The following is a 21,901-nucleotide window of genomic DNA, read 5'->3' as shown; positions in this document are numbered from 1 at the left end:
TGTCAAAATGTTGGTTTTTTGGCCGCACTTCCCGCTCAGAGGCCTGATAAAGGTCGGGAAAACCATAAAATCGTTCCATCTTTTGTGAATTTGTATTAACGTAATTGGATGGCAGGGTTGGGAGACTTTGCCTATTCCTCATGACCAAAGTCTTGGTGTTTTAATGCGACGATTCTTTGCTGGCGCAGCAATACTATGTTTTTCCTTTCAAGTTGCCGTTGCGGCAACCCCCGAACCGGTTCAGCTGCACAACTCGAACGCAGTATGGTTTGAAAACTGGATTGGGTTGAGCAACGCAACGCTGTCTGTAACAGCGCCTAACGGAGAAACAATCGAGGTGTTTGCGGCCTCGGGAACACCTGTGTTCCAATTGTCTGGCCGCGACATTCAAGATGGCTATTACCGGTACGAGTTACGTGCTGCGACTGAGGAACAGAAGAAAATTGTCAACGCCACGAACCAGGGTCGTGGCGATGCACAGCGAGACACTGCTGCTGTGCCCTATTACTCCACCGGCAATTTTCTGGTGGAGCGCGGGGTCATCGTGATCCCGGAAGACATCAAGGAGGAGTGACCAACGGTTATCAAGCCGGTTGGTCCTAGCGAATAGGAATCTAGTTATGAAACAATCATCAAAATTACTCGTAAGTGTGGCAGCGCTGGGTTTGGCAAGTACCGCCTACGCTGACCAAGTTATTCTCGACGATCTGATCGTGGACGGCAGCGCCTGCATCGGTATGGATTGTGTTAACGGCGAATCCTTTGGATTCGACACCCTTCGGCTAAAAGAGAATAATCTCCGGATTAAGTTTCAGGATACGTCGGCCACTGCCAGTTTTCCTGGCAACGATTGGCAATTGACCGCCAATGACAGCACCAACGGAGGCGCTAACAAATTCTCTATCGATGATATCGATGGGGGCCGTACCCCTTTCACCGTAGAAGCTGGCGCACCAACCAACGCACTTTATGTCGAAGCCGATGGTGACGTTGGTGTTGGCACCAACAATCCGGTTGTGGAGGCGCACATCGTTGACGGTGACTCGCCAACGCTGCGCTTAGAGCAAAACGGCTCGTCTGGCTTCACCCCCCAAACGTGGGATATGGCCGGCAACGAGACCAACTTCTTTGTACGTGACGTGACCAATGGCAGCGCCCTGTCCTTCCGCATTTTCCCGGGCAGTGAAAATGATGATGGCTTGGTGATCCGCAGCGGTCGCGTGGGTGTGTCTACAGACAATCCAAGCAAGGCTTTGCACGTGCGGAAAACGGACGGCACAGCATCTCTGTTTGTAGAGGAGGCTAGCGCCACCGCCGCGGCGCGTACTCTTATGACTCTCAGCAACAACGGTAGCGCCAACTTCGAGTTGACTGATACAAGCGTGGCTGATGCCAGCAACTCTGGTCGCACGTGGAAAATGAAAAACACCTCGGGTAAATTCCTGATGACCACCTTCCCTGGCGGCCCTGGCGAGACTGAACTGACGCTTGATCAGGATGGCAACCTGACGATTTCTGGAAACTTCTTTGCGTCCAGCGGCACCCAACTCAATGTGCCAGACTACGTGTTTGAAGATGAATATGATCTCATGCCGCTCAGCGAAGTCCGTGCATTTATCGATGAAAACGGTCACCTTCCCAATGTTCCATCCGCGGGAGAGATCAACGCCACTGGTCTGAACATGACTGAAATGCAGCTGAACCTTCTGGAAAAAGTCGAAGAGCTGACCTTGTACACATTGGAGCAGGATCAGATTATTCGTGACCTGAGTGAGCGCCTAAATGACCTGGAAGGGTAATAAGTCTCTCTAAAAGAGACACAGTCTAAAGCGAGAAGCGGGCCAATGGCCCGCTTCTTTTCACTAAATATTGGGCATAGAGGATCAGGCCTTGTGATCTCAACGAGCCATCGTTTCATCTATCTGCACGTGCCTAAAACGGGTGGCAACTCAATTCAAACCGCTCTTTTGCCAATCAGCGAAGACGCGCAGTCGGTTACAGGTCACCAAGATGGGCATAATCGGTTCGGGGTTACCGGTCCGCGAACGCGTCGAAAACATGCAGGATTGTCGGACTACAAGCACAGTCTTGGAGAGCCGTTGGAAAACTACAGCGTGGTGGTTTCCGTAAGACATCCCTTTCCGAGAGCATTGTCGATGTATTTTTCACCGGGCCGTTGGCTCAAAAAAACATCTCTGGGAAGCTGGGAATCGCAAACACCAGTGTGGAGTGAGGAGAGTTTCTTATCGCTCATAACGGATGGGCAAAAACTTAGACCTATTGTCGACTTTCTAAAACTGGACGGCGTGCCATACGCACCAGCCATAGTTCTGAGACATGAAAGGTTGAGAAGCGACTACCGAAATTTGTGCATTCAACTTCAACTGCCATCGCAAGTCGCATGTTTGCCAATAGTGAACCGCTCAGCAGCAAGCAGCGAAACACTAAGTCGCCTTCTTGCTAGTCAAAGCTTAAGAGACGCCACAGAGATGGTCTTTAAGGACGATATGTCTTACTTCGGATACGATATCTTCGCTGTTTAGGGACGAAAAATTGGCAATTGTAAGCTTTGAGCATAATTTCATATTTCTAAAAACCACAAAGACGGCCGGTACAAGTATTGAAGTAGATCTGAGTAAAATTGCAGGCGACGATGCTATAGTGACGCCGATCATTCCCTCGGAACCCGGTCATGTACCACGCAATTTTAGTGATCCTGATGGAGAGCAGCTCTACTACAATCATATGACAGCGGCAGTGATGCGTAAGACACTGGGGCCCAAGCATTTCGACTCGATGTTCAAATTCTGCGTTGAACGCGAGCCGGTTTCAAAGTGTATCAGTCAATATCACATGCTCCGAAATTCGCCGCATCATAATGCCGACGGGGCTTACAATTTGAGTTGGGCGGAGTTTGTAAGAGAGGGTCGTTTCCCGATTGACACCCGCAAATTCGCAATTGCCGGGATCAAAGTTGTCGATCGAGTATTGCGCTACGATGAATTGCCCTGCGCCTTGCAAAACCTGATGAATGACTTGGGTGTTTCTGACTTTCAGTTGACTGCGAAGGCCAAGTCTGACTACTCCCGAAAAGCTTTGGTCAGGCCAGATATGGTCAAAAACTGGCATAAAGCCACTATCAAAAAACGGTTCGCCAAAAGTACAAAACTATCGGGAATTGATTGGGAAAAGCCCGCGCAAATTGATGAATAACCACAAATGTCCAGGCCAAGTAACCAAGCACCATGAAAACTATAGTCCAGCATCCTTATCAAAAACGCTTCTTCCTAGCAGCACTTATCGTGGCCCTGTTGGCATACCTGTTCTGGACCGGGTCGCGGTACCCAGCGTTGGACGAGAAGGCAATGATGTCCGGCGCCATTCAGCTCGAAGACCCGTTAGGGTTTGAGGCGCTCTTCCCCCTGACAGCTGACATGAGCACGCTGGAGCGGATCTTCTTCACCACCATCAATTGGATCAACACCAATAAAAAGGGCATGACTTTTGGCGTTATGTTTGCCGCAGCCTTCCTGACAGCAGCCGGCTATCTCAAACAGCGCAGCTTTCGCGGGGGCTTTGCCAATTCTCTGTTGGGCCTCGCCATCGGCACTCCGCTTGGCGTCTGTGTGAACTGCGCCGCCCCGATAGCGCGCGGCATGTATTCCGCCGGCATGCGGGCCGAAACCACGTTGTCTGCCATGATTGCCTCGCCAACGCTGAACATCATTGTCCTGACCATGCTGTTTTCCCTTCTGCCGTTTTATATGGCTGTGGCCAAGATTGCGCTCAGTCTGGTGGTGATCCTGATTGCGGTGCCTCTAATCTGTCGTTTGTTGCCTCAAACGGAAATTGCCCAACCCACCTTGCAAGAGGCCAAGCCTTGGAGTGTCGACGAACTCTCTCAGGGACACGCCACCCACGACCCCCTCAGCACCGCCATCCTGGCTGTGGGGCAGGGGTTCCTCAAAAACCTGTGGTACATTGTGAAAATGACCGTGCCGCTGATGCTACTGGCTGGATTTCTTGGAGCGCTTGTTGCTGTGCTCTTGCCGCAAGACCTGATCACAGGGCTGGCCTTTGGCATCGTTGCGCTGATCGCAATTGTCATCGTAGGGCTGTTTCTGCCAGTCCCCATCGCGTTTGATGTGGTCGTTACTGGCGCTCTTCTTTCTGCCGGTCTGGCGCATGGCTATGTCATGGGGCTTCTCTTCACTTTGGGGATATTTAGTGTCTATTCCGGCCTGATTGTTGTGCAGTCGGTGGGCACACGTGCCGCTTGGATGTTGTCAGCCACCATCGCTGTGCTCGGTGTTGTCGCAGGCTTGGGCGCGCAAGGGTATCACGACTGGCAAAGCCGCCGGGCACTTGAAATGCTGCTAGAGAGCCGCGCGCCGGAGCTAGCACCCCCAATGTGGTCCGTCGCTGCCTCAGAGGCCCCCTCGATCACTGTTAGCAGCTCAGCTTTGGCTCCCGCTTCACCTGCCGCTGAACGCCCCTTCACGCGTGTAGAAGCAGGCACCATTGGCATCGACAAACCGGTTGAGTTTTCCTTCCGAGACATGTGGCCACCCTTCTGGGAAGGGCGCAGCCTGTCCAGCGCGGATTTTGACCGCGATGGTGATCTTGACCTGGCCATCGCGTCCACTGAAGTCGGCCTTTATCTCTATTCTAATGACGGCGCTGGGCAATTTGTGACGACATCGGCACCGTTGGGCGACCTTGCCACCGCTCCTATCTTCAATGCCGTTTTTGCAGACATTGACAACGACGGCTGGCCGGATCTGTTCATGACCACATACCTGCAAGGCAACTATTGGTGGCGTAATGTGGAGGGTAGTTTCGGCTCTGAACCGCCCAAACCCGTGCCAAACAACCCGCAATCACCTCTGTCCCTTGCGGTGGCGCTTGCCGACGTGGATGCCAACGGAACGTTGGATGTGGCGCTGGGCAATTGGGCGGCGGGCTGGTACCGCCGCATTCCGGGTGAAGAGAGCCGCAACCGCTTGATCCTCAACACCGACGGTGCCCTCACCGGCGAAACTTATGCGGATATGCCCGGCATCCCTGGCGAAACCTTATCCATCCTGTTCTCGGATTTTGACGATGACGGTGCCACAGATCTGATTGTGGGCAATGACTTCGACATCCCAGACTACTTCTACCGCGGAGATGGCTCTGGTGGATTTGCCATGCTTACACAACCGCAGGGCCTGATCCCGCATACCACAACCACCACGATGGCCATCAAGACGGCTGATTTGGCCAACGACGGCTCCACTGACATATATTTCGCACAGATTGCGGGACGTTCGTCTGGGGTGTCAGAAACTCTGAAAATGCAACCGCTTGGTCAATACTGTGATGGCATCCAGAATGTGGACGCAAAAGACCGCTGCCAGAAGAACATGGACATCAAATCCTGGTACAAGTCTGGCAACAATTTCGACCCTACTTATGCCAAAAACTGCCAAAAACTGACTGGGCGGGATCAAGTGGAATGCAAGGCGATGCTGGTCAAAGATCTGGCCATTCAAAAGCGTGATCCATCTATCTGTGAACTGATCCGTGCCGACCAACCTATTCCCCGCGCCTATTGTGACTGGCATTTCCAGCCAACGCGCACCGCCACGGCCGAGGAAATTGCGCTTACGCACCCGCAAATCTTGCGCTCCAACGTCCTGCTTGCTCGCGCTGGCGCAGGTTGGGAAGATCAGGCCGAGGCCCGCGGCTTGGACGTCGGCGGCTGGAGCTGGGACACCAAGATTGCCGACTTTGACCTGGACGGCTGGCAAGACGTCTACATCGTAAACGGCACATGGGTGCCAAACGAAGTCTCGCCCTCTAACCTCTTCTTCCACAACCGCGGCGACGGTACCTTTGCTGAAGCATCGGGCCCCTTTGGTCTCGAAGATTACCTGATGACCGCCAGCGCCACGCAGATGGATTTTGACAACGATGGCGATCTGGACTTGATCACCCATCCTGTGAATGGCCCGCTGGTGGCCTTCCGCAACAACATCCAAGGCGCTGCGGTGGTGTTTCAGCTTGAAGACCACATCGGTAACCGCGACGGCATCGGCGCTCGCGTCTCTATCACCACGACAGATGGCGGCACGCAGACGCGCGAGCTGCAACTTGGTGGCGGTTTCATGAGCTTTGATGCGCCGCGCGCGCACTTTGGATTAGGTGACCAGACCGAAGCCACAGGCGCGTCGGTAACGTGGTCAGATGGCAGCACCAGCTTCCTGAAGGGGCCGTTTCAAGCCGGGCGCATCTACACTGTCGCGCGTCACCCTTAAGCTGGTGTTGCATCGTTCGGGATCTTTCTCCCTCCAATTTTGCACCTTCGCAAAACAGCTGTGATACAGACGCAATACCGATGTCGATTTTTGGTGCGCAACGCCTGCGGTTGCTGCGTTTTTCTCATGGCAACCGCCTTCTCTGACTCTGCCAATCATCCCCTATTGATGGAGTCGCCAAATGTCTGAACACTCTTCCCGTCTTTCGTTGCCGTTTATCATGCCCTCACAGGCCCAAAAGCATGTCACGCATAATGAAGCCCTGCAAATTTTGGACATGCTGGTTCAGCCGGTTATCGAGGCGTTTGACGCCACCGATCCGCCGTTGCAGCCTGACGATGGCACCATATGGGCACTTGGCGTGTCCCCTACGGCGGGATGGTTGGGTCACGGCCACCACCTTGCCACGTGGACCAATGGGGCTTGGCTATTTATGCCCCTCCAGGAGGGTTTCAAGGCGGTTGAACGCGGAAGCACCGAAATTGTGATCTGGGATGGAACAATCTGGAAACCCGCGGAAATCTCCGAAGCTTCGAACCTGAATGGCGTGGGCGTGAATACGGGCTTTGATACCACCAACCGCCTTTCCGTTTCGTCACAAGCCACCCTGCTGACCCATGAGGGCGCAGGCCATCAGGTGAAAGTCAACAAGGCCACGGACACTGACACCGCGAGCCTGCTTTTTCAGACCAACTGGTCCGGCCGTGCAGAGATTGGCACCTCGGGCAGCGATGAGTTCTCCATAAAAGTCAGCCCTGACGGCTCTTCTTGGACCACGGGTCTTAAGTTTGACGCGACGACGGGGATTCCCGTTGCGCCCGAAGGACTTGAAGTAAATGGAGTGATCGCGGGCACCGCCGTCACGCAGAGCAACATGGACTCCACAGAGGGGCGTATCCTCAAAGTCGGCGACGGTGGAGTCTTGGGGAACGCGGTGCAGGTCAGCGGCGGCGCGGACCTGCACACACGTGATCTCGCGTGTGGCAACTACGTTGCAGTAGCCTCTGTCACAGACGGCTTACCTGAAACCGCCGCGTATTGGCATTCCCTGATGATGTCACCCAGAGAAAATGGCTTTTTGTCAGGAATCGCCATACGTAATGCCGCCAATCTCGCGTCTCAGCGGTGTTGGTTTGGCACTGGTGGCACTGCAACCGACCCGATCGTTTGGACAGAGTTCTGGCACAAAAGCAACACCACGGTCGACACCAATGGTTTTGTGAAAGAAGCCAGCCCGATCGTGCGGTTGTCAAACTCCGGGATCGAAGAGCCGGCGGACCCGCTAAATGCGAATTTTTCTCGTCTTAGCGCCGGTCAGTACCAAATTTCCAATGTGCCTCCTTTGGCGGTCACAGGATGGCAGATTGAAGTGCCACAGGATGCCAACGGCAACCGTATTGTTTTTGTGGATGCACAATATGATGCCACAGATCAGGTGCTGAACGTCACAACATCACATGTTGCTTGGGACGGTGGTTGGACAGCAGGGGCTGCGAAGGACATTCCAGAAAACCGGTGGGTGGATTTACGTTTTGTGTCCAAGGATGAGGATGACGGCGAGCTCTAACACCGGCCGGATAGGTGGTCCACAATGCCTGAGTGGGCCACAACTCTCCGTTCCCCTTCCAGTTAACCTTTGGCACCCTGCCCGCGGGAATAGACATCTTCGTAACGGATGATGTCGTCTTCACCGAGATAGGATCCGGTCTGAACTTCGATCAGTACCATTGGCACTTTGCCTGGGTTTTCCATCCGGTGTACGGCACCCAACGGGATGTAGACCGATTGGTTTTCCGTCACCAGTTTGACCTCTTCGTCAATTGTGACCTGTGCGGTGCCTTCTACAACAATCCAATGCTCAGATCGGTGATGGTGGCTCTGCAAGCTGAGGGCCGCGCCTGGGTGCACGTGAATGCGTTTCACTTGAAACCGCCCACCCACAACAAGGCTTTCAAACCAACCCCAAGGGCGGTAGTCGCGCGGCAGAATCTCCGCCTGTGACGCACCCTTCTGCTTCAAGGCCACGACCGCTTTTTTCACGTCCTGCGCCCGGTCCTTATGTGCAACCAAAACCGCATCCGGCATTGCAACGGCAATCACGTCTTGCAGGCCAATTCCAACCAGCTGTTGGGCATCATCTTCGGCCCGCAGCAGAGTGTTTTCACACTCAATCGATGTGGCGGGACCACTTGTCACTACGCCATCACTGTCAGGACCACTTTCCAACCACACAGCGTCCCAGCCACCAAGGTCGGACCAGGCGCCGCTGAATGGCACCACAGACAGGTTTTCCGCTTTCTCCATGACCGCGTAGTCAATGGAGATATCTTCCATCTCTGCCCAGGCTTCTGGGTCAAGCCGTGTGAAGCTCAGGTCTGCCTCTGCCGCGTCCACCGCTTGACGTGCGCTGGCCAACATCTCCGGCGCATGTTTTTCAAAGGCTGCAATCAGCGTATCAGTGGCAAACAGGAAAATGCCTGCGTTCCAAAGATGCTGACCGCCGGACAGCAAACCTTCTGCTTTTTCTGCATCAGGCTTTTCAACAAAACTTTTAAGGGGCTGCGCAACCGGCGCAAAATCATCTTCCGGACTTTGGCTTAGCTCCAGCCACCCGTAACCGGTTTCGGCCCGGTCGGGCCGGATACCAAAGGTAACCAGTTGGCCTTCCGCGGCTGTGGGGGCCGCTGCGGCAACCGCTGCGCGGAACTGTGCAGCGTCCGGAATAACGTGATCGGACGGTGCCACCAACATCAGTGCACCTGGTGTTTCGGCTTCCAGAACCAAGGCAGACGCCAAAATCGCCGGGGCGGTATTGCGCCCTTCCGGTTCAATCAACGTTGCTGATGCACTGATTTCTTTGGCTGCCAATTGCTCAATAACAATGAACCGAAAATCAGAGGCGGTGATCACCAAGGGTGCCGCAAAACCGTCACCGGACAAGCGCTCGGCTGAGGCTTGAAACAGACTGTCCTCGCCGGTCAGCTTGGCAAACTGCTTGGGATAACTTTTACGGCTCAACGGCCATAGCCGAGTTCCAGAGCCGCCACAGAGGAGAAGGGGATGAATAATATGGGTCATATGAAAAGTCCTTGGGTCGAAAAATTATCCGCGAAAGCTATCCTGATTATTGAGAAACCACTGATAGGTCTCTTTCAAACCGTCTTTCAATTGTACACGCGCCGTCCAGCCCATGTCACCTAGGCGGCTCACATCCATCAGCTTTTTCATGGTTCCATCAGGTTTGCTTAAATCCTGTGTAATCCGCCCCGAATACCCGGTCACTTCAGCGATCATGTGGCCCAACTCGCCAATAGAAATGTCTGTTCCGGTTCCCACGTTGATGTGGCTCAACATTGGTTCCGTGTTGGCCTCATAGGTTTCTTTGTCCAGATCTAGCACAAATAGGCTGGCCGCTGCCATGTCATCAACGTGCAAGAATTCCCGCATGGGTTTGCCAGTGCCCCACATCACAACCTCTTCCTGCCCGCTCTGAGCGGCCTCGTGGAAGCGGCGGATCAGGGCTGGCATAACGTGGGAGTTTTCTGGATGGAAGTTGTCACCTGGCCCATAGAGATTGGTCGGCATCACTGAGCGGTAGTCCACACCATGTTGACGGTTGTAGCTCTCGCACAGCTTGATGCCTGCAATCTTGGCCACCGCATAAGGTTCATTGGTGGGTTCCAGCGTTCCGGTGAGCAGTGCGTCTTCTTTCATCGGCTGGGGCACTGCTTTGGGATAAATGCACGAACTGCCCAACTGTAAAAGCCGTTTTACACCAGCCGCAAAGGCCTGATGAATGACATTGCACTCGATCATCAGGTTTTTGTAGATGAAGTCCGCCGGATAGGTGTTGTTGGCATGAATGCCGCCAACTTTGGCAGCCGCAAGGATCACCACGTCAGGTTTTTCGCCCTGCATAAAGTCGCGCACAGCAACCTGATCGGTGAGATCAAGTTCAGCATGGGTACGCGTGATCAACGTCAGATCTTCTTCCACGGCCTTGCGAACCTGAAGGCGGCGCAAAATTGCGCCGCCAACCATGCCGCGATGGCCCGCTACGTAGATGCGCATTGCACGTCCTTTATACGTTCTGAATCAGAGTGTAATTAGGAACTGGCTGGCTCAGACTTGCTTAGTGTGTATCCTTGATTTTCAAGTACACGGATCGTCTGACGCGCCAGAGAGACCCATTTATCCTTGTCATCACGGAAAGACAGCTCTGGCAATGTTCCGCCGCTTTCCTTGGCAATTTGGTTTTGTGCCCGGAACATGGATTGTGCCAAAGCAACAGCGGGAGGTTGGGCAACTTTTTGAGAAGAAACAGTCATTTCATTAACTCCAAAATCTAGAACAATTATAAATAAAACGGGGTGGACTCCGCACTCATAGTGCTATCACCAAATAACAACACAAGTTTTGGCTTTTGTTTCCCTAAAGGGTTTCATATGACGGGTCAAACTTTTTGCTCCTCGATCCGCTGCAACAAGGCACGATAAGATTGCCAATCGGCATGGCGCGCCACGTATTGACGAATATCGTCTCGTCGCTTTACAGGATTCTCGTTCAGTTCTCTAAATTTTTGACAGAACGGTTTTAAGTGTTCGTTTCTGACCTCGCCAAGATCAAAATGACTGAATAATGCGTTCATTTCGCCCGTGCTCTCAAAAAAGCTCTCGTATGAGACAAAATAGAATTTGGCCAATTGTTCCGCAGAAAGTTTCATGACGGATTGCACACTAGTGTTCCACTCGTTCAGGCCAACTTGCCAAGATTTACGCCACTTATCGCTTTTGTCACGCAGGCGGGCATCGTAACTTTCCACCACCGAGAGGGGATTGCGCACGATGTAAATGTGGCGTGCCTCCGGGAACGCATCCAGCATATAGTCAAAGTGCTCAAACAAAAGCGGAAACTTGTCGCCTATGAAGGTTGCGTTTCGAAGCGCTTTCTTTGGATCCTCCATCGCCAGACCTTTGCCGTGTGTATCCCCTTCCTCCACCGCCAAAAACCGTTGTCCCCGGAAATGCTCAAGGGTGATCTCTTCGCGTTTTATCAAGAAAAAATAACGCTCCATCCCTATCAAAAAACCCGGGTTTTTGTTTAGGACATTTACCAATGCGGATGTGCCAGAGCGTGCCACGCCCGAAACAAAAACTAACTTTTTCATTTTGTTTTCCTTAGTCTATTTTTTGTCCGCAGACGGATGTTGCCGAGCGTCCCACGCCACCCGACGCTCACGGGCCTTTATCACTGCAGCTTTGTCTTGAGATAAGGCGCTGAGTAAATTTTTCCCTGTGAGTACCGAATAGCCAAAGTATTCAACAAGATGATGCTTTGCAGAGAGTTCAGTTGAGATCGCGTCGATCTCCTGTTCAGTAAGAAATAGCGTGGTTACAGCTCGCATATTTCGGATGTTTTCCCCGTCAGAGCCTTTTTTGCCTCGGACTTTTGAAGTGTGCACAGGAATATCAAAAAACTGGTTCACAATCCGAGGATCGCGAGTGAAGTCATCATATTTGAACAATGGGAAATGAGGATGGCGTTCCCGGATTTCGCGGATCAAGTTCGCTTTTCTGAGCCATGGCGCCGCAAGTTTGGCTACATCAACACCCGGTGTATGATACCTGCGGACACTGGACGCGATTTGTTGATAAGGATTCGAAATTGACAAGATTGCGGTTGAGTCTTCCCCAAAAGTTTTTGCAATTTCCTTACTCCGGACGATATTTGGCGGAGAGCCTTCAATAAAGAGTCTTCCATTTGCCTTCTTTTCCCATTCGGCTCTAATGAAGGACCAATCAAATATCGTTTCTTTCCGCCATGGCTGGTCTCGCATCATATCACGCACAGAGGGCACCATTTGACCTTCGAAATTGCCAAATGGAGGCAAATACGCTCCGAGTTGCTCGGCCAAGTATTGACTGAGTACGGTCGAACCTGAGTTATTTGGACAAAACAGGAACAAAAATTTCAAGTCTGCCAAGGAGATCGGTTGGGCAGCGAAATTTAGCGTATTTCCAATTTCGATTTCTTTCAGCAAGGCCTTCTCCCTTTCCGTTGTTCCTCTAAGTAGTCTAAAGCAAACATGAAATTGTCCCTAGATCCACTTGCAGATTTGGATTTGGCAGCCGAGAAAGCTCACCCGATTTCCACGCTTACCGGCACTTCCATCCCATGCTCCTTTAGAAGGGCATGGCGTTTGGCAACCTTCAGGTCCTCAGTCACCATTTCAGAGCACATTTCTTGCGCAGTGATCTCAGGAACCCAACCCAGCTTTTGTTTGGCTTTGGCCGGATCGCCTAGCAAGGTTTCCACTTCCGCAGGGCGGAAATAAAGCGGGTCAATGCGCATCACTACATCACCCACTTTTAGTGCCGGCGCCTTGTTGCCTTCAATCGCCGCAACCGTGGCAATCTCATCTACACCACTGCCTGAGAACTCCAGCGTGATGCCCAGCTCCTCAGAAGACCACGTAATAAACTCGCGCACAGAATATTGCACACCGGTGGCAATCACATAGTCCTCAGGACTTTCTTGCTGCAGCATCAGCCACTGCATGCGCACATAGTCTTTGGCATGACCCCAGTCGCGCAGGCTGTCGATATTGCCCATATAGAGACAAGGCTCCAAGCCTTGGGCGATATTGGCCAGCCCGCGAGTGATTTTTCGGGTTACAAAAGTCTCACCTCGGCGCGGGCTCTCGTGGTTAAACAGAATGCCGTTGCAGGCATATATGCCGTAAGCTTCACGGTAGTTGACTGAGATCCAATAGCTGTAAAGCTTCGCCACAGCATATGGGGAGCGTGGGTAGAACGGTGTTGTTTCTTTCTGTGGTGTTTCCTGCACCAAGCCATAAAGCTCAGATGTGGATGCTTGGTAGAAACGGGTTTTCTTTTCTAGGCCCAAGAAGCGGATGGCCTCCAATAAACGCAGCGTACCGATCGCATCAACATCAGCCGTGTATTCCGGCGCTTCAAAACTCACGGCAACATGGGACTGTGCGCCAAGGTTGTAGACCTCGTCGGGCTCAACCTCTCGCATGATCCGCGTCAAGTTGGAGGTGTCAGTCAAATCACCATAATGCAGCTTGAAGTTTGCATTGTCGACGTGGGGGTCTTGATAGATGTGGTCTACACGGGCTGTATTAAACAGAGAAGCACGGCGTTTGATGCCATGTACCTCGTACCCTTTTTCGAGCAAGAACTCGGCTAAGTATGATCCATCTTGTCCGGTGACACCGGTAATAAGTGCTTTTTTCATGTTTAAGTCCACTATCTAAAATTTGCTTGCATACTCATGCACGAGGCGGCTCCAAAACAGTTGGGGAGAATTGAGGCCATAAATGTACTGGATGAGTTATGCAGCGAGAGCCTGCAGCCGTTTTTCCCAAGTTTCGAACAGCTTAAGCATTTCCTCAATTGGCATATCGGCGAACCGGTCGACCGAAACATCAAAGGTTTTTGCCGCATAGTGACGCATCTCTTTGGTGATCGTGTCGCGCACTGGATAGCTGTCTCCCCAGGCCTCGTCGAGCATGTTAAGCCGATCATTGATGCGGCTGACAAAACTTGTGGACGCTCCAACGGAGAAAGGCTTCCGGACAATTGGTAAATCTTCGGACCGGTATCTTGCACCCTGTAGGCGCGCACGGGTGAAGAAGTGCAAATCCCCTGCAATTTTGTAGCGCTCGTCATACTTCAGGTCTTGCATCAATTCGCGGCGAATAAAGCTGGCTTGGTGGTCAAGCGTAGACCCGGCCCAGAATTGTTCAAGTGGGCGGTACCTATGCAGGCCGCCATCTTCATCGCGAAAAGCTTGACCAGTAAAGATATCATCTTCGTCTGGATTAATCGCTGCGGCAACGTCTTCCAGAACCTTTGGGTTAATAAAATAGTCGGCGGCGTTCATGAATACGAGGTAATCGCCTGTTGCCCGCATTGTGGCCCGATTCATGGCATCATAGATGCCACCGTCCTCTTCGATGACCAGTGAATCGATCCAGTTGCCAAAGGACCTCAGCATCTCAGATGTCCCATCCGTTGACGCTCCGTCCTGAACAATTACCTCGTAGTTTTGATACGTTTGAGAAAACACACTTTGCATTGTCCTGGTCGCGCCCACGCAGTCATTCCAGACAACCGTGATAATGGAAAACTTGGTCACCGTGCCACCTCCAGAGTTTCTTTTTTGTGGCCGCCGATCAGAGACTGCGCCCGTTTTTGAAAAGTTTCGGCGAGTGTGGTGTTGCTTGCTGTGTGTGTGTCTCGAGACGTAGCAAGGTCAGAGAAAGGCTTGGGATCAAAGCTGTTGGTACCCACTGCGGCTTTCAGCCATTTGCGGGCTTCGGTCACGATATGGCGGTCCTGGAACGGGGCAACGGCCTTCTCAAAATGATCAAGAACCGCCCCGGGCGCGGGGCAATGATGCCCAAGTGCCTTAAAGAAGTATAAAACAAGAGCACGGGCGTGCAGGCCTGCATCCACTCCAGAAAGGCCCGGTGTCAACCGATTGTAAACCGTACCGATTTGGCTCTTTGAATGACGCCACTCACTGTTAGTCAAGGCGGCAAGACGCAACTTGAAATCCCAATCCTCATAGAGATGCCCAACGAGATTATATCCGCCGGCACGGAAGTATAATTCTTTGGACATGGTCATATCGCGTGGTATTTGCACAATCCTCGACAGCAAACACTCAAACGCATTTGGGTGTTTTCCGTCATAAGTCTTTGTAGGCTGCAACGAAGTATTGTTCGGGTTAACCAACAGAATATCGCTAAATGCGATGGCGTTGTCGTCGCCATCTATGGCAACAATTTCTGCTTGGTTTTTGGTGGGCCAAAACAGATCATCACCATCCAACTGAGTCCAGTAGTCGGTGTCCAGGCGCGAAATACCAATATGGCGAGCACCGGACGGACCAAGAGAGCTTTCAAGCGGAATGACTTGGAGCGCACTGTACATTTCTTCCAAAACGGCCAGTTTGGTTTTTGAATCGTCTGTCGAACAGTCATCCACAACAATGATGCGATCATAAGGCACGGTCTGGTTCAAGCAGGATAAGACGGCCCCAACAATTGTGGTCGAATTGTTGTGACAAGTGATCACGGCGCCAAATCGTTTGCCCTTTTTCAAAGCGCGCAGATCGGTTTCGAGTGTCTGTGCTGTTGGCGTCAGCTGATCCTCACTTGCGTATGTGTTAATCAAGGCTGGCAAATCGATGGGCGTCCGGGCGCTCTTGGCAAGCGTCAGGAACGGGCTTTTGCCATCATGCAACATCATTCCGCGCAGCTGGATAGGCGCGCGACGGCCGAGGTCGGCACCTGCAATCGGGAATGAAAACTTGCCTTGCGCGTATTTCTTGGCAATAGCTTGGCGTTGCTCGGTCACGCCGGTTCCCCCCAGCAAGGGGCGGAGAACTTCTTCTTCGTAGAAAGCGTGGCAATCCTGCAGGTAGGCGACATCCCAAGCATTCAAGCTGGTAGCCTTGATTGAGGGGCCCGCAGGTTTGCTGAGCCCCATGGCAATACCATCGTTTTGAATGCCGACAAAATCCTGGAGGTTTTGCATGACGCGCGCGCCGTCGCGGCTAAAGTCTTCGTAGCAAAACAGAAAAACATTGTCCGGGTATTGACGGGCAACGGCCAAAGTTTCAGCCGTAAAAGTTTGCCACCATGCGGCACTCCATTCAATGGAGCGCGGCGAGTCAAGTGACAGGTGCTCTGTGGGCAATCCTCGTGCGTTCAGCTCGGCAAGGAAGCGTTCCCGATCATTCTCATGGAACTCTTCGCCAAAGAACGAGAACATGCCAAGACTAGAGTTGATTGTGTCAAACGGATTGCGGAGGCAAGCCACCACTTTTAGATCAGGAAACCGATCAATATAGCTGCCTAGTCGACCGGACCCGCGAATAACTTTGGTGAGGCAGGCGTCCGGCCCTTGTTCAGGGTCACGATCGCTTGGCCCTGCAAATAAACTGTCTAAGAAGCTGTCGTGCAGGGCACTTTTTTCATTCAGGAGAAGTGGAGTCTCAAGGTGGGTATGCAGGCCAAACTGATGAAGTTGCTCCATACCAAATGCGTTGCCTTTGGTCGTTCCGCTGCGGATGCTCCACAAATAGGGTTCATAACGGAAATTGATCCGCTCCTTACCATCAATTTGAAGAAGCTTCGCCAATTGTTGGTAGATCATGGTGGTGCCTGAGCGACCAATCCCGCTTACAAGAATGCGCTGATCAGGTTGATCACTTGCGCCCTCCACAAACGTTCGTTTCTTTTCTCTGAGAGGTTTCTGCAAGTTGTATTCAGCTGACAAGCCACTGTCCTGTCGAGACACTGATAGCAACTTTACGTAACGCTCAAAGCAGCTTTTGGACTGCTGGCATTTGGAAGAATAGACACTTTTGTGCAGATTGCTTAATGCGTTTCGTAGTTCTTCATCACTTGGAGTCTGATCCGGCAATCCACTGCGTTTGTAGAGGTCGAAAAGTGACCGGTGGACAACGGAAAACAGGCTTGGGTCAAATTGATCCATTTTAGTACCATCATAAAAAGACAAAAACTTAAATCTGAAGCGTCGATACACTAGCATTTTGCATGCGACAAGGTGGAGAAAAAAATGTGCGCCAGATTATTGGTTTTGGGTTACGGGTGCGCGGATTACAGGTGTGTGTTTGGGTGTTGGGCGGTTTGCAGTGTACTTTAGAAGTCGATTCCACTCTTCTCAATTGGTCGTCCCCAAGGCGCAAGACGCTGGGCAATATCAGAAAATGAGCTGTAGGTGCTGGCCAGAAAACGGTCAGCCGCCGTCAACAATATAAGGTCAGCCAGAGCATACTGCAATTGCCGTGGAGAGCGGTCAAAAAGGTCCCGTTTCAAACAGACCATTCGGTCTCCGTACCGTGTGTGCAAACTTGCGTAAGTGTCGGGATGATCCGCAGCTACAAAAAATGTCTGCGCATCGCCTTGTTCGAAAATCTGATCGATTCGATCCATAAACCGTGCGGGCTGACTTTTCCTGCGCCATTCCATGAGTTCTGTGTGGCGCTCCGTGGGCCAGTTTGCGGCTGCTTCATAGGGCAGGTGTTCAAAATCCACGGCAGACATAGCGCGGATGTGTGCTGCCAGCTGATTGGGGTGACGCACTTGGGCGATCAGGTCTTGCACGGGCGACGCGACTTCCAATTGGCGAAGAAAACTCTGTTCATCGTTAAAATCTACGTGTGGACCTTGCAGCGAATAGGCGGATCGGACGTAGATATCTTGACCCTCGTATCGTTCCGCATCCTCAAGGATTGGCGCTGCAAAACAGGAATTTGGTTCGACTTCCATATAGTTGTATTCAACGGCTGCATACCGCCGCATGAGGTCAGCGTTGTCGTCTTCTATCAGAACGCCATCATAGTCGATCAGGTCGCGTAGCCGACATTGACAATGCTCGTCTTGTCGCCAAATGACGGCAAGCTCACGCCCGGTATTCTGCGCTATTGACGCTGCTGAAGCCATGGCACGAAGGCGATTGCACAGGCCATGTTGTGCATCAATGAAAACCCAAGCCACAGGGGATCAGGAGTCTGACGATGATCGACGCAAAGCGCGGATCGGCTCAGTGACACGCCAAGACTTCGAAGCATACACGCGTTGTAGCTCCTCCTGACGCTCGGCGACCTCGTGTTCGAGTTGATCGCGTTTTCCAAGCAGATCTGCCTGCTCCTCCCGCAGGGAGGTTAAAATGGAGTCGTGGCGCCTTCCCTCGGCCAAGAGAGCCTTGCCGAGAACAACCTCGCGCAATTGAATTTGGTTTGCCATTTTTTCCAAGTGCCTTTCCGCAGCATCCTTGGACAACTGTAGCATCCTCACGTTCGCGACTTCACGTTCCAGGCGCTGCTGCATCTGTGTGATATCCTCGCAAAGCAGACTGCGTTCTTCTTCCAGTTGAAGTTCACGGGGTGAAGTCGAACCTTGTTCGCCTGTTGGCGCGGCAATTTGGGTTTGCGCAATGTCCAACGCTTCTTGCAGAATATTGCGCTCGGCAATCAGGTTCGCACCTTTGTCTTGCCAAGTTTTCGTGGTGTCCTGGTCGCTCGCGCCCACAACAAGAGCACGGAGTTTTTCAGCATGAGTATCGCGTTGTAGCATGCCAAGAGCGACCAATTCATACAGTGGATCAATACGCGGGGCATCAAAGGCGACGGTCGTTTTGGGGAGCGATAGCTTAATCTGCAATACGTCTTGGAGCAGTTTTAAGATCTTCTTTGGCGCAAGGCTTTGGAACCGGGAATCCAAGAAAGTTGTGCGACTAGGATAATATCGGTGTCTTTTGACCAGCATAGTGGCGTAGCGGGTCCACTCCGCGAGAGCATCTTCTGGCGAATTGCCTTTTGAGAGAGACGACGCCACGATGTATTCAAATGGTGGAACCAAAACCACAACATGACCATCTTTGCACTCGGGGAGCCCTGTTGCGAGCCCTTCTATTGCTCGGACGTCTAAAGAGTTTGATGTTTCCTGGAGGGCTTTGGCGTAGGCCGTGCCAAAGAGGCGCATATCCGCATCAAAAATAATCGACACGGTCTTGTTCTCTGAGCTTAACGCATTTGGGTTCGTAACTGACTTGGCGGACATCTATTTATCCTAAAATATTTGCGGAGGCTTTTCAGCCAGTTTCTCAAATTGAAACCACATCGATGAATTTTCGTCTAGTGGTTAGCAGAGATGGGAGAAAATCCATGAATCTCATGCCTCAGCCTCGACAATCGTATGGTTATCCGTTCAATAGTCGGGTTAGGCCTGAAAGGCTATATTTGGTAAGAGAATTTTTTGGAGATTTCTGAGGTTATGGCATATTCGATTGAAGTGCGTGCCAGCGAAGTGATGGCGCAATTGCGTGATACCTCCCTGTCTACCCCTATAGAAAACGAAGGGCATATTGTTCCAGGGGCATATTTCAGCTGGGATGATAGGGTCAAGGAATTGGACCTGCAGGTCACATCCAAAGACGGCCAGCTGTTTGAGCTGCGTGCTCAAATAAGTGGGAAACCACAGTGGAACTCATTTAATGTTGCGCTTGAGCATGGCAGCACGTCGGTGGGTGATTTGATTGGGGTAGTTGCGGACGTGTCCGGCGCTGACGGCCTGACATTCCCATTGTTTATTCGCACGTCCCGAGGGGAAAGCATTACTGACACCCCTTTGACGGAAAAGCTTGTTGGCTCCGCAAAACGCAGCATTCAAACCGTGCTTCACAAAGTGTCACATGTAGACGCCGTGGCAGGGGAAGAAGGCTACCACACACTTGTTGTTGCGCTGCCGTCTTCAAGTTTTGATGTGACACTTCACGACCTGCGTCTGTTTGTGTTGCCCGACGGTGAGGGTGAGATCGCCAAAGTGCCCACGCTCTCCAGCTATGCAGGCTAACGCGCGTATGGGGGTCTACATCTCCGAGAAATTTGCACGCTTAATGTGTAACCTTCTGGCTGTGGGGTGATCACGCTCCTTATGCGTCTCACACCCTAGCTTGCCGCGGCGCCGTGCTTCGCAAGAAACGTTTCGGCATGGGTCATCGCCTCAGCGATAGTCACGTCCATATCCAGGTAGCGGTAGGTGCCCAGGCGCCCCACAAATGTGACGCCTTCTTCGGCTTCAGCCAAGGCTTCATAGTGCGACAGAAGTGCTTTTTCTTGCACCAAACGAATGGGGTAGTAGGGAATATCATTGGGACCGCAGCTGCGGGAGTACTCGCGGTAACACACCGTGCCTTCGTGCTCTTCCCAAGGGGCAAAATGTTTGTGTTCGGTGATGCGTGTAAAGGGAACATCCGGATCGCCGTAGTTCATCACAGCGCACCCCTGCCAGTCCCCGGTCTTGGTAAAACGCTCAAAATCGAGTGTGCGATACCCCAACCGACCCAACTTTTCGCCAAAGTACCCATCCAAGGGCCCGGACCAAAAAACATGCTCAGCGTGCTCGGCATGGGCGCGTGTGTACGGTGTGCTCAGCTGCACATCGATTCCGGGGTGATCTAGGATGTTTTCGATCAGAGCGGTGTACCCGTCTTTCGGGATGCCCTGATACTGATGCGCGAAATAATTGTCGTTGTAGTTGAAGCGCAGCGGCAGGCGCTTGAGGATAGACGCCGGCAGCTCGGAAGGCGCGCAGCCCCATTGCTTTTCAGTATATCCTTTAAAAAATGCCTCATAAAGCGCGGGGCCGACAAACCGCAAGGCTTGTTCTTCGAAGTTCTGCGGGTCGGCTATGCTAGTGTCCGCCTGCGTTGTCTCAATAAAGGCGCGGGCCTGTTGTGGATCAAAGGTCTTGCCGAAGAACTGATTGATGGTGTGAAGGTTGATTGGCAAGGAGTACACTGCGGCGCCAACGGTTGATTTCACCTGATTGCGATAGGGCATAAATTCCCCAAAACTGGTGACATAATCCCAGACACGCTGGTTGTCGGTGTGAAAGATATGTGGTCCATAAGTGTGGACCATCACGCCAGTTTCTTGGCACCGTTCCGTATGGCAATTGCCCGCAGGGTGATCCCGACTGTCGAGGACCGTGACCTTAAACTCCGCCTCCGCCAAACAGCGTCCAATGACGGCTCCCGAAAATCCGGCTCCTACAACGACGATGTTCATAAATAGATCCAATCTCTGCTCAAAATGTACTTTAGCTCTAAGAGGTCCTGAAATGTGAGACAATTCCTCTTGAGAAAAAAGTGCAGCAAAGACAAATCAAACCAATGCTGTATCGTCCGCAGCAAGCAACTTGGTCCCTGGTGAAATCGCGACGAGTTAGTAATAGCTTGCAGGAGCCCGTTTTAGGATCGATCAGAGGAAACAGGTCTCAAAGTTGAAGGACTGACTTTTTTGTGCAGTTTGCAACTTGTCTTTGACCACACTCAAGTTGGGCAGGAGGTCCATGATGCTCTCCGTATTTTGACCTTGAGTCCTAAGTGCTTTGGCAACTCTCTGGCGGCCATTTTGGAAATCAAGCGGGTTGAGCTCCACAAAACTCAGGATCTCCCGGACGCGCTTTTTCCCTGCAATCGGGTCAGTATAGACATCCTCAAAATGGACAACGAGCGGTGACAAACCACTCTCCTTCATTTGCTTGGCGAGCGATAATCTTCTTGTATGGCAACGGTCTAGGTGGTCCAGTGCCTGCTGTAAGCTGAGAGGTGCGAGAGTCTTCTCCCCAGATTTAATGTCTCGATATACATCTTCTGCCGCAGTTTTTCCCCAGGCACCTGTCTGTTTCGCCAGTTCCAATGAGAGAATGCGTAAGTCTTCCGCACGTCGGTCCAAAATGATGTGTCGATAGCCCAACTCTGACGTGGCCTTCATAAGTGCTAGGTTCAGCGCTTCCGGTACCAGCTCGTAACAATGCTTGATGATCGGGCGATCTGATAGCGCAGCAGAGATGTCAGATTGCATCTTTGCTGTGTCCCGATTTGCGCCCCAGTTTTGCAGGATCCACCCAAGTTTGCGTTCCACATTGAATGGCTCATGCTGCAGGCTGGGATACTCAGAAAAACTCTTCAAAAGAGTTGTCAATGTTGTCCCGCCGGTGCGTTGCATCGTCCAGATGACAAAAGGGGTACTCATGT

Annotated in this window: 19 protein-coding genes; 7 read left to right on the top strand and 12 right to left on the bottom strand. The window is 52.1% G+C overall.

Features of this window, described 5'->3' with window-relative positions:
• Nucleotides 1–163: 163 nt before the first annotated feature.
• From QOL67_RS02905 to QOL67_RS02880, 6 genes are all read left to right on the top strand, one after another.
• Nucleotides 164–574: a hypothetical protein gene (locus QOL67_RS02905; RefSeq protein WP_283424436.1), complete on the top strand. Its 411-nt coding sequence runs from the start codon at nt 164–166 to the stop codon at nt 572–574.
• A 46-nt stretch (nt 575–620) separates the two neighbouring features.
• Nucleotides 621–1,799 carry a hypothetical protein gene (locus tag QOL67_RS02900; RefSeq protein WP_283424435.1) on the top strand — a complete coding sequence of 393 codons (1,179 nt, stop codon included), beginning with the start codon at nt 621–623 and terminating at the stop codon, nt 1,797–1,799.
• A 45-nt stretch (nt 1,800–1,844) separates the two neighbouring features.
• Nucleotides 1,845–2,543, top strand: a complete 699-nt coding sequence (locus QOL67_RS02895) for a sulfotransferase family 2 domain-containing protein (RefSeq protein WP_283424434.1) — start codon at nt 1,845–1,847, stop codon at nt 2,541–2,543.
• Between the two features lie 10 nt (nt 2,544–2,553).
• Nucleotides 2,554–3,213 carry a hypothetical protein gene (locus QOL67_RS02890; RefSeq protein ID WP_283424433.1) on the top strand — a complete coding sequence of 220 codons (660 nt, stop codon included), beginning with the start codon at nt 2,554–2,556 and terminating at the stop codon, nt 3,211–3,213.
• An 89-nt stretch (nt 3,214–3,302) separates the two neighbouring features.
• Entirely contained in the window at nt 3,303–6,299 is a 2,997-nt protein-coding gene (locus QOL67_RS02885) for an FG-GAP-like repeat-containing protein (RefSeq protein ID WP_283424432.1), read from the top strand.
• Nucleotides 6,300–6,480: 181 nt separating this feature from the next.
• On the top strand, nt 6,481–7,866 hold the full coding sequence (locus QOL67_RS02880; protein ID WP_283424431.1) for a DUF2793 domain-containing protein: 1,386 nt from the start codon (nt 6,481–6,483) through the stop codon (nt 7,864–7,866).
• 62 nt (nt 7,867–7,928) lie between these two features.
• Here the strand turns inward: QOL67_RS02880 and QOL67_RS02875 are convergent, their stop codons facing one another.
• The 10 genes from QOL67_RS02875 to QOL67_RS02830 all read right to left on the bottom strand — a co-directional run bounded on the left by QOL67_RS02875 (nt 7,929) and on the right by QOL67_RS02830 (nt 18,921).
• Nucleotides 7,929–9,377 carry a mannose-1-phosphate guanylyltransferase/mannose-6-phosphate isomerase gene (locus tag QOL67_RS02875; protein ID WP_283424430.1) on the bottom strand — a complete coding sequence of 483 codons (1,449 nt, stop codon included), beginning with the start codon at nt 9,375–9,377 and terminating at the stop codon, nt 7,929–7,931.
• A gap of 24 nt (nt 9,378–9,401) precedes the next feature.
• Entirely contained in the window at nt 9,402–10,370 is a 969-nt protein-coding gene (gene fcl, locus QOL67_RS02870) for a GDP-L-fucose synthase (RefSeq protein WP_283424429.1), read from the bottom strand.
• A gap of 35 nt (nt 10,371–10,405) precedes the next feature.
• Nucleotides 10,406–10,627, bottom strand: coding sequence for a hypothetical protein (locus tag QOL67_RS02865; protein WP_283424428.1), 222 nt, complete (start codon nt 10,625–10,627; stop codon nt 10,406–10,408).
• Nucleotides 10,628–10,752: 125 nt separating this feature from the next.
• A complete protein-coding gene (locus QOL67_RS02860) occupies nt 10,753–11,466 on the bottom strand; it encodes a sulfotransferase family protein (protein ID WP_283424427.1) in 714 nt (237 codons plus the stop codon).
• Nucleotides 11,467–11,481: 15 nt separating this feature from the next.
• Nucleotides 11,482–12,339: a hypothetical protein gene (locus tag QOL67_RS02855; protein WP_283424426.1), complete on the bottom strand. Its 858-nt coding sequence runs from the start codon at nt 12,337–12,339 to the stop codon at nt 11,482–11,484.
• Nucleotides 12,340–12,437: 98 nt separating this feature from the next.
• Entirely contained in the window at nt 12,438–13,559 is a 1,122-nt protein-coding gene (gene gmd / locus QOL67_RS02850; protein ID WP_283424425.1) for a GDP-mannose 4,6-dehydratase, read from the bottom strand.
• A 96-nt stretch (nt 13,560–13,655) separates the two neighbouring features.
• Nucleotides 13,656–14,462, bottom strand: a complete 807-nt coding sequence (locus QOL67_RS02845; protein ID WP_283424424.1) for a glycosyltransferase family 2 protein — start codon at nt 14,460–14,462, stop codon at nt 13,656–13,658.
• Nucleotides 14,459–16,831 carry a glycosyltransferase gene (locus QOL67_RS02840; RefSeq protein WP_283424423.1) on the bottom strand — a complete coding sequence of 791 codons (2,373 nt, stop codon included), beginning with the start codon at nt 16,829–16,831 and terminating at the stop codon, nt 14,459–14,461. Before QOL67_RS02840 ends, QOL67_RS02845 begins: the two co-directional genes overlap by 4 nt.
• A 167-nt stretch (nt 16,832–16,998) precedes the next feature.
• Nucleotides 16,999–17,802 (bottom strand): O-fucosyltransferase family protein, encoded by an 804-nt coding sequence (locus QOL67_RS02835; protein WP_283424422.1) that lies wholly within the window; start codon nt 17,800–17,802, stop codon nt 16,999–17,001.
• Between the two features lie 60 nt (nt 17,803–17,862).
• Nucleotides 17,863–18,921, bottom strand: coding sequence for a hypothetical protein (locus QOL67_RS02830; RefSeq protein WP_283424421.1), 1,059 nt, complete (start codon nt 18,919–18,921; stop codon nt 17,863–17,865).
• Nucleotides 18,922–19,134: 213 nt separating this feature from the next.
• Here QOL67_RS02830 and QOL67_RS02825 point away from each other — a divergent pair, with 213 nt between their 5' ends.
• A complete protein-coding gene (locus QOL67_RS02825; protein ID WP_283424420.1) occupies nt 19,135–19,713 on the top strand; it encodes a hypothetical protein in 579 nt (192 codons plus the stop codon).
• A 95-nt stretch (nt 19,714–19,808) separates the two neighbouring features.
• Here QOL67_RS02825 and glf read toward each other — a convergent pair whose 3' ends face one another.
• Complete coding sequence (gene glf / locus QOL67_RS02820; protein ID WP_283424419.1) at nt 19,809–20,930, bottom strand: UDP-galactopyranose mutase; 1,122 nt, start codon at nt 20,928–20,930, stop codon at nt 19,809–19,811.
• 192 nt (nt 20,931–21,122) lie between these two features.
• A complete protein-coding gene (locus QOL67_RS02815; protein ID WP_283424418.1) occupies nt 21,123–21,899 on the bottom strand; it encodes a hypothetical protein in 777 nt (258 codons plus the stop codon).
• Between the last annotated feature and the right edge of the window lie 2 nt (nt 21,900–21,901).

Source organism: Shimia sagamensis (genome assembly GCF_900182745.1).
Classification (GTDB): domain Bacteria; phylum Pseudomonadota; class Alphaproteobacteria; order Rhodobacterales; family Rhodobacteraceae; genus Shimia; species Shimia sagamensis.
The sequence above is the reverse complement of the archived record's forward strand: the minus strand, read 5'-3'. Positions and strand labels throughout refer to the sequence as shown.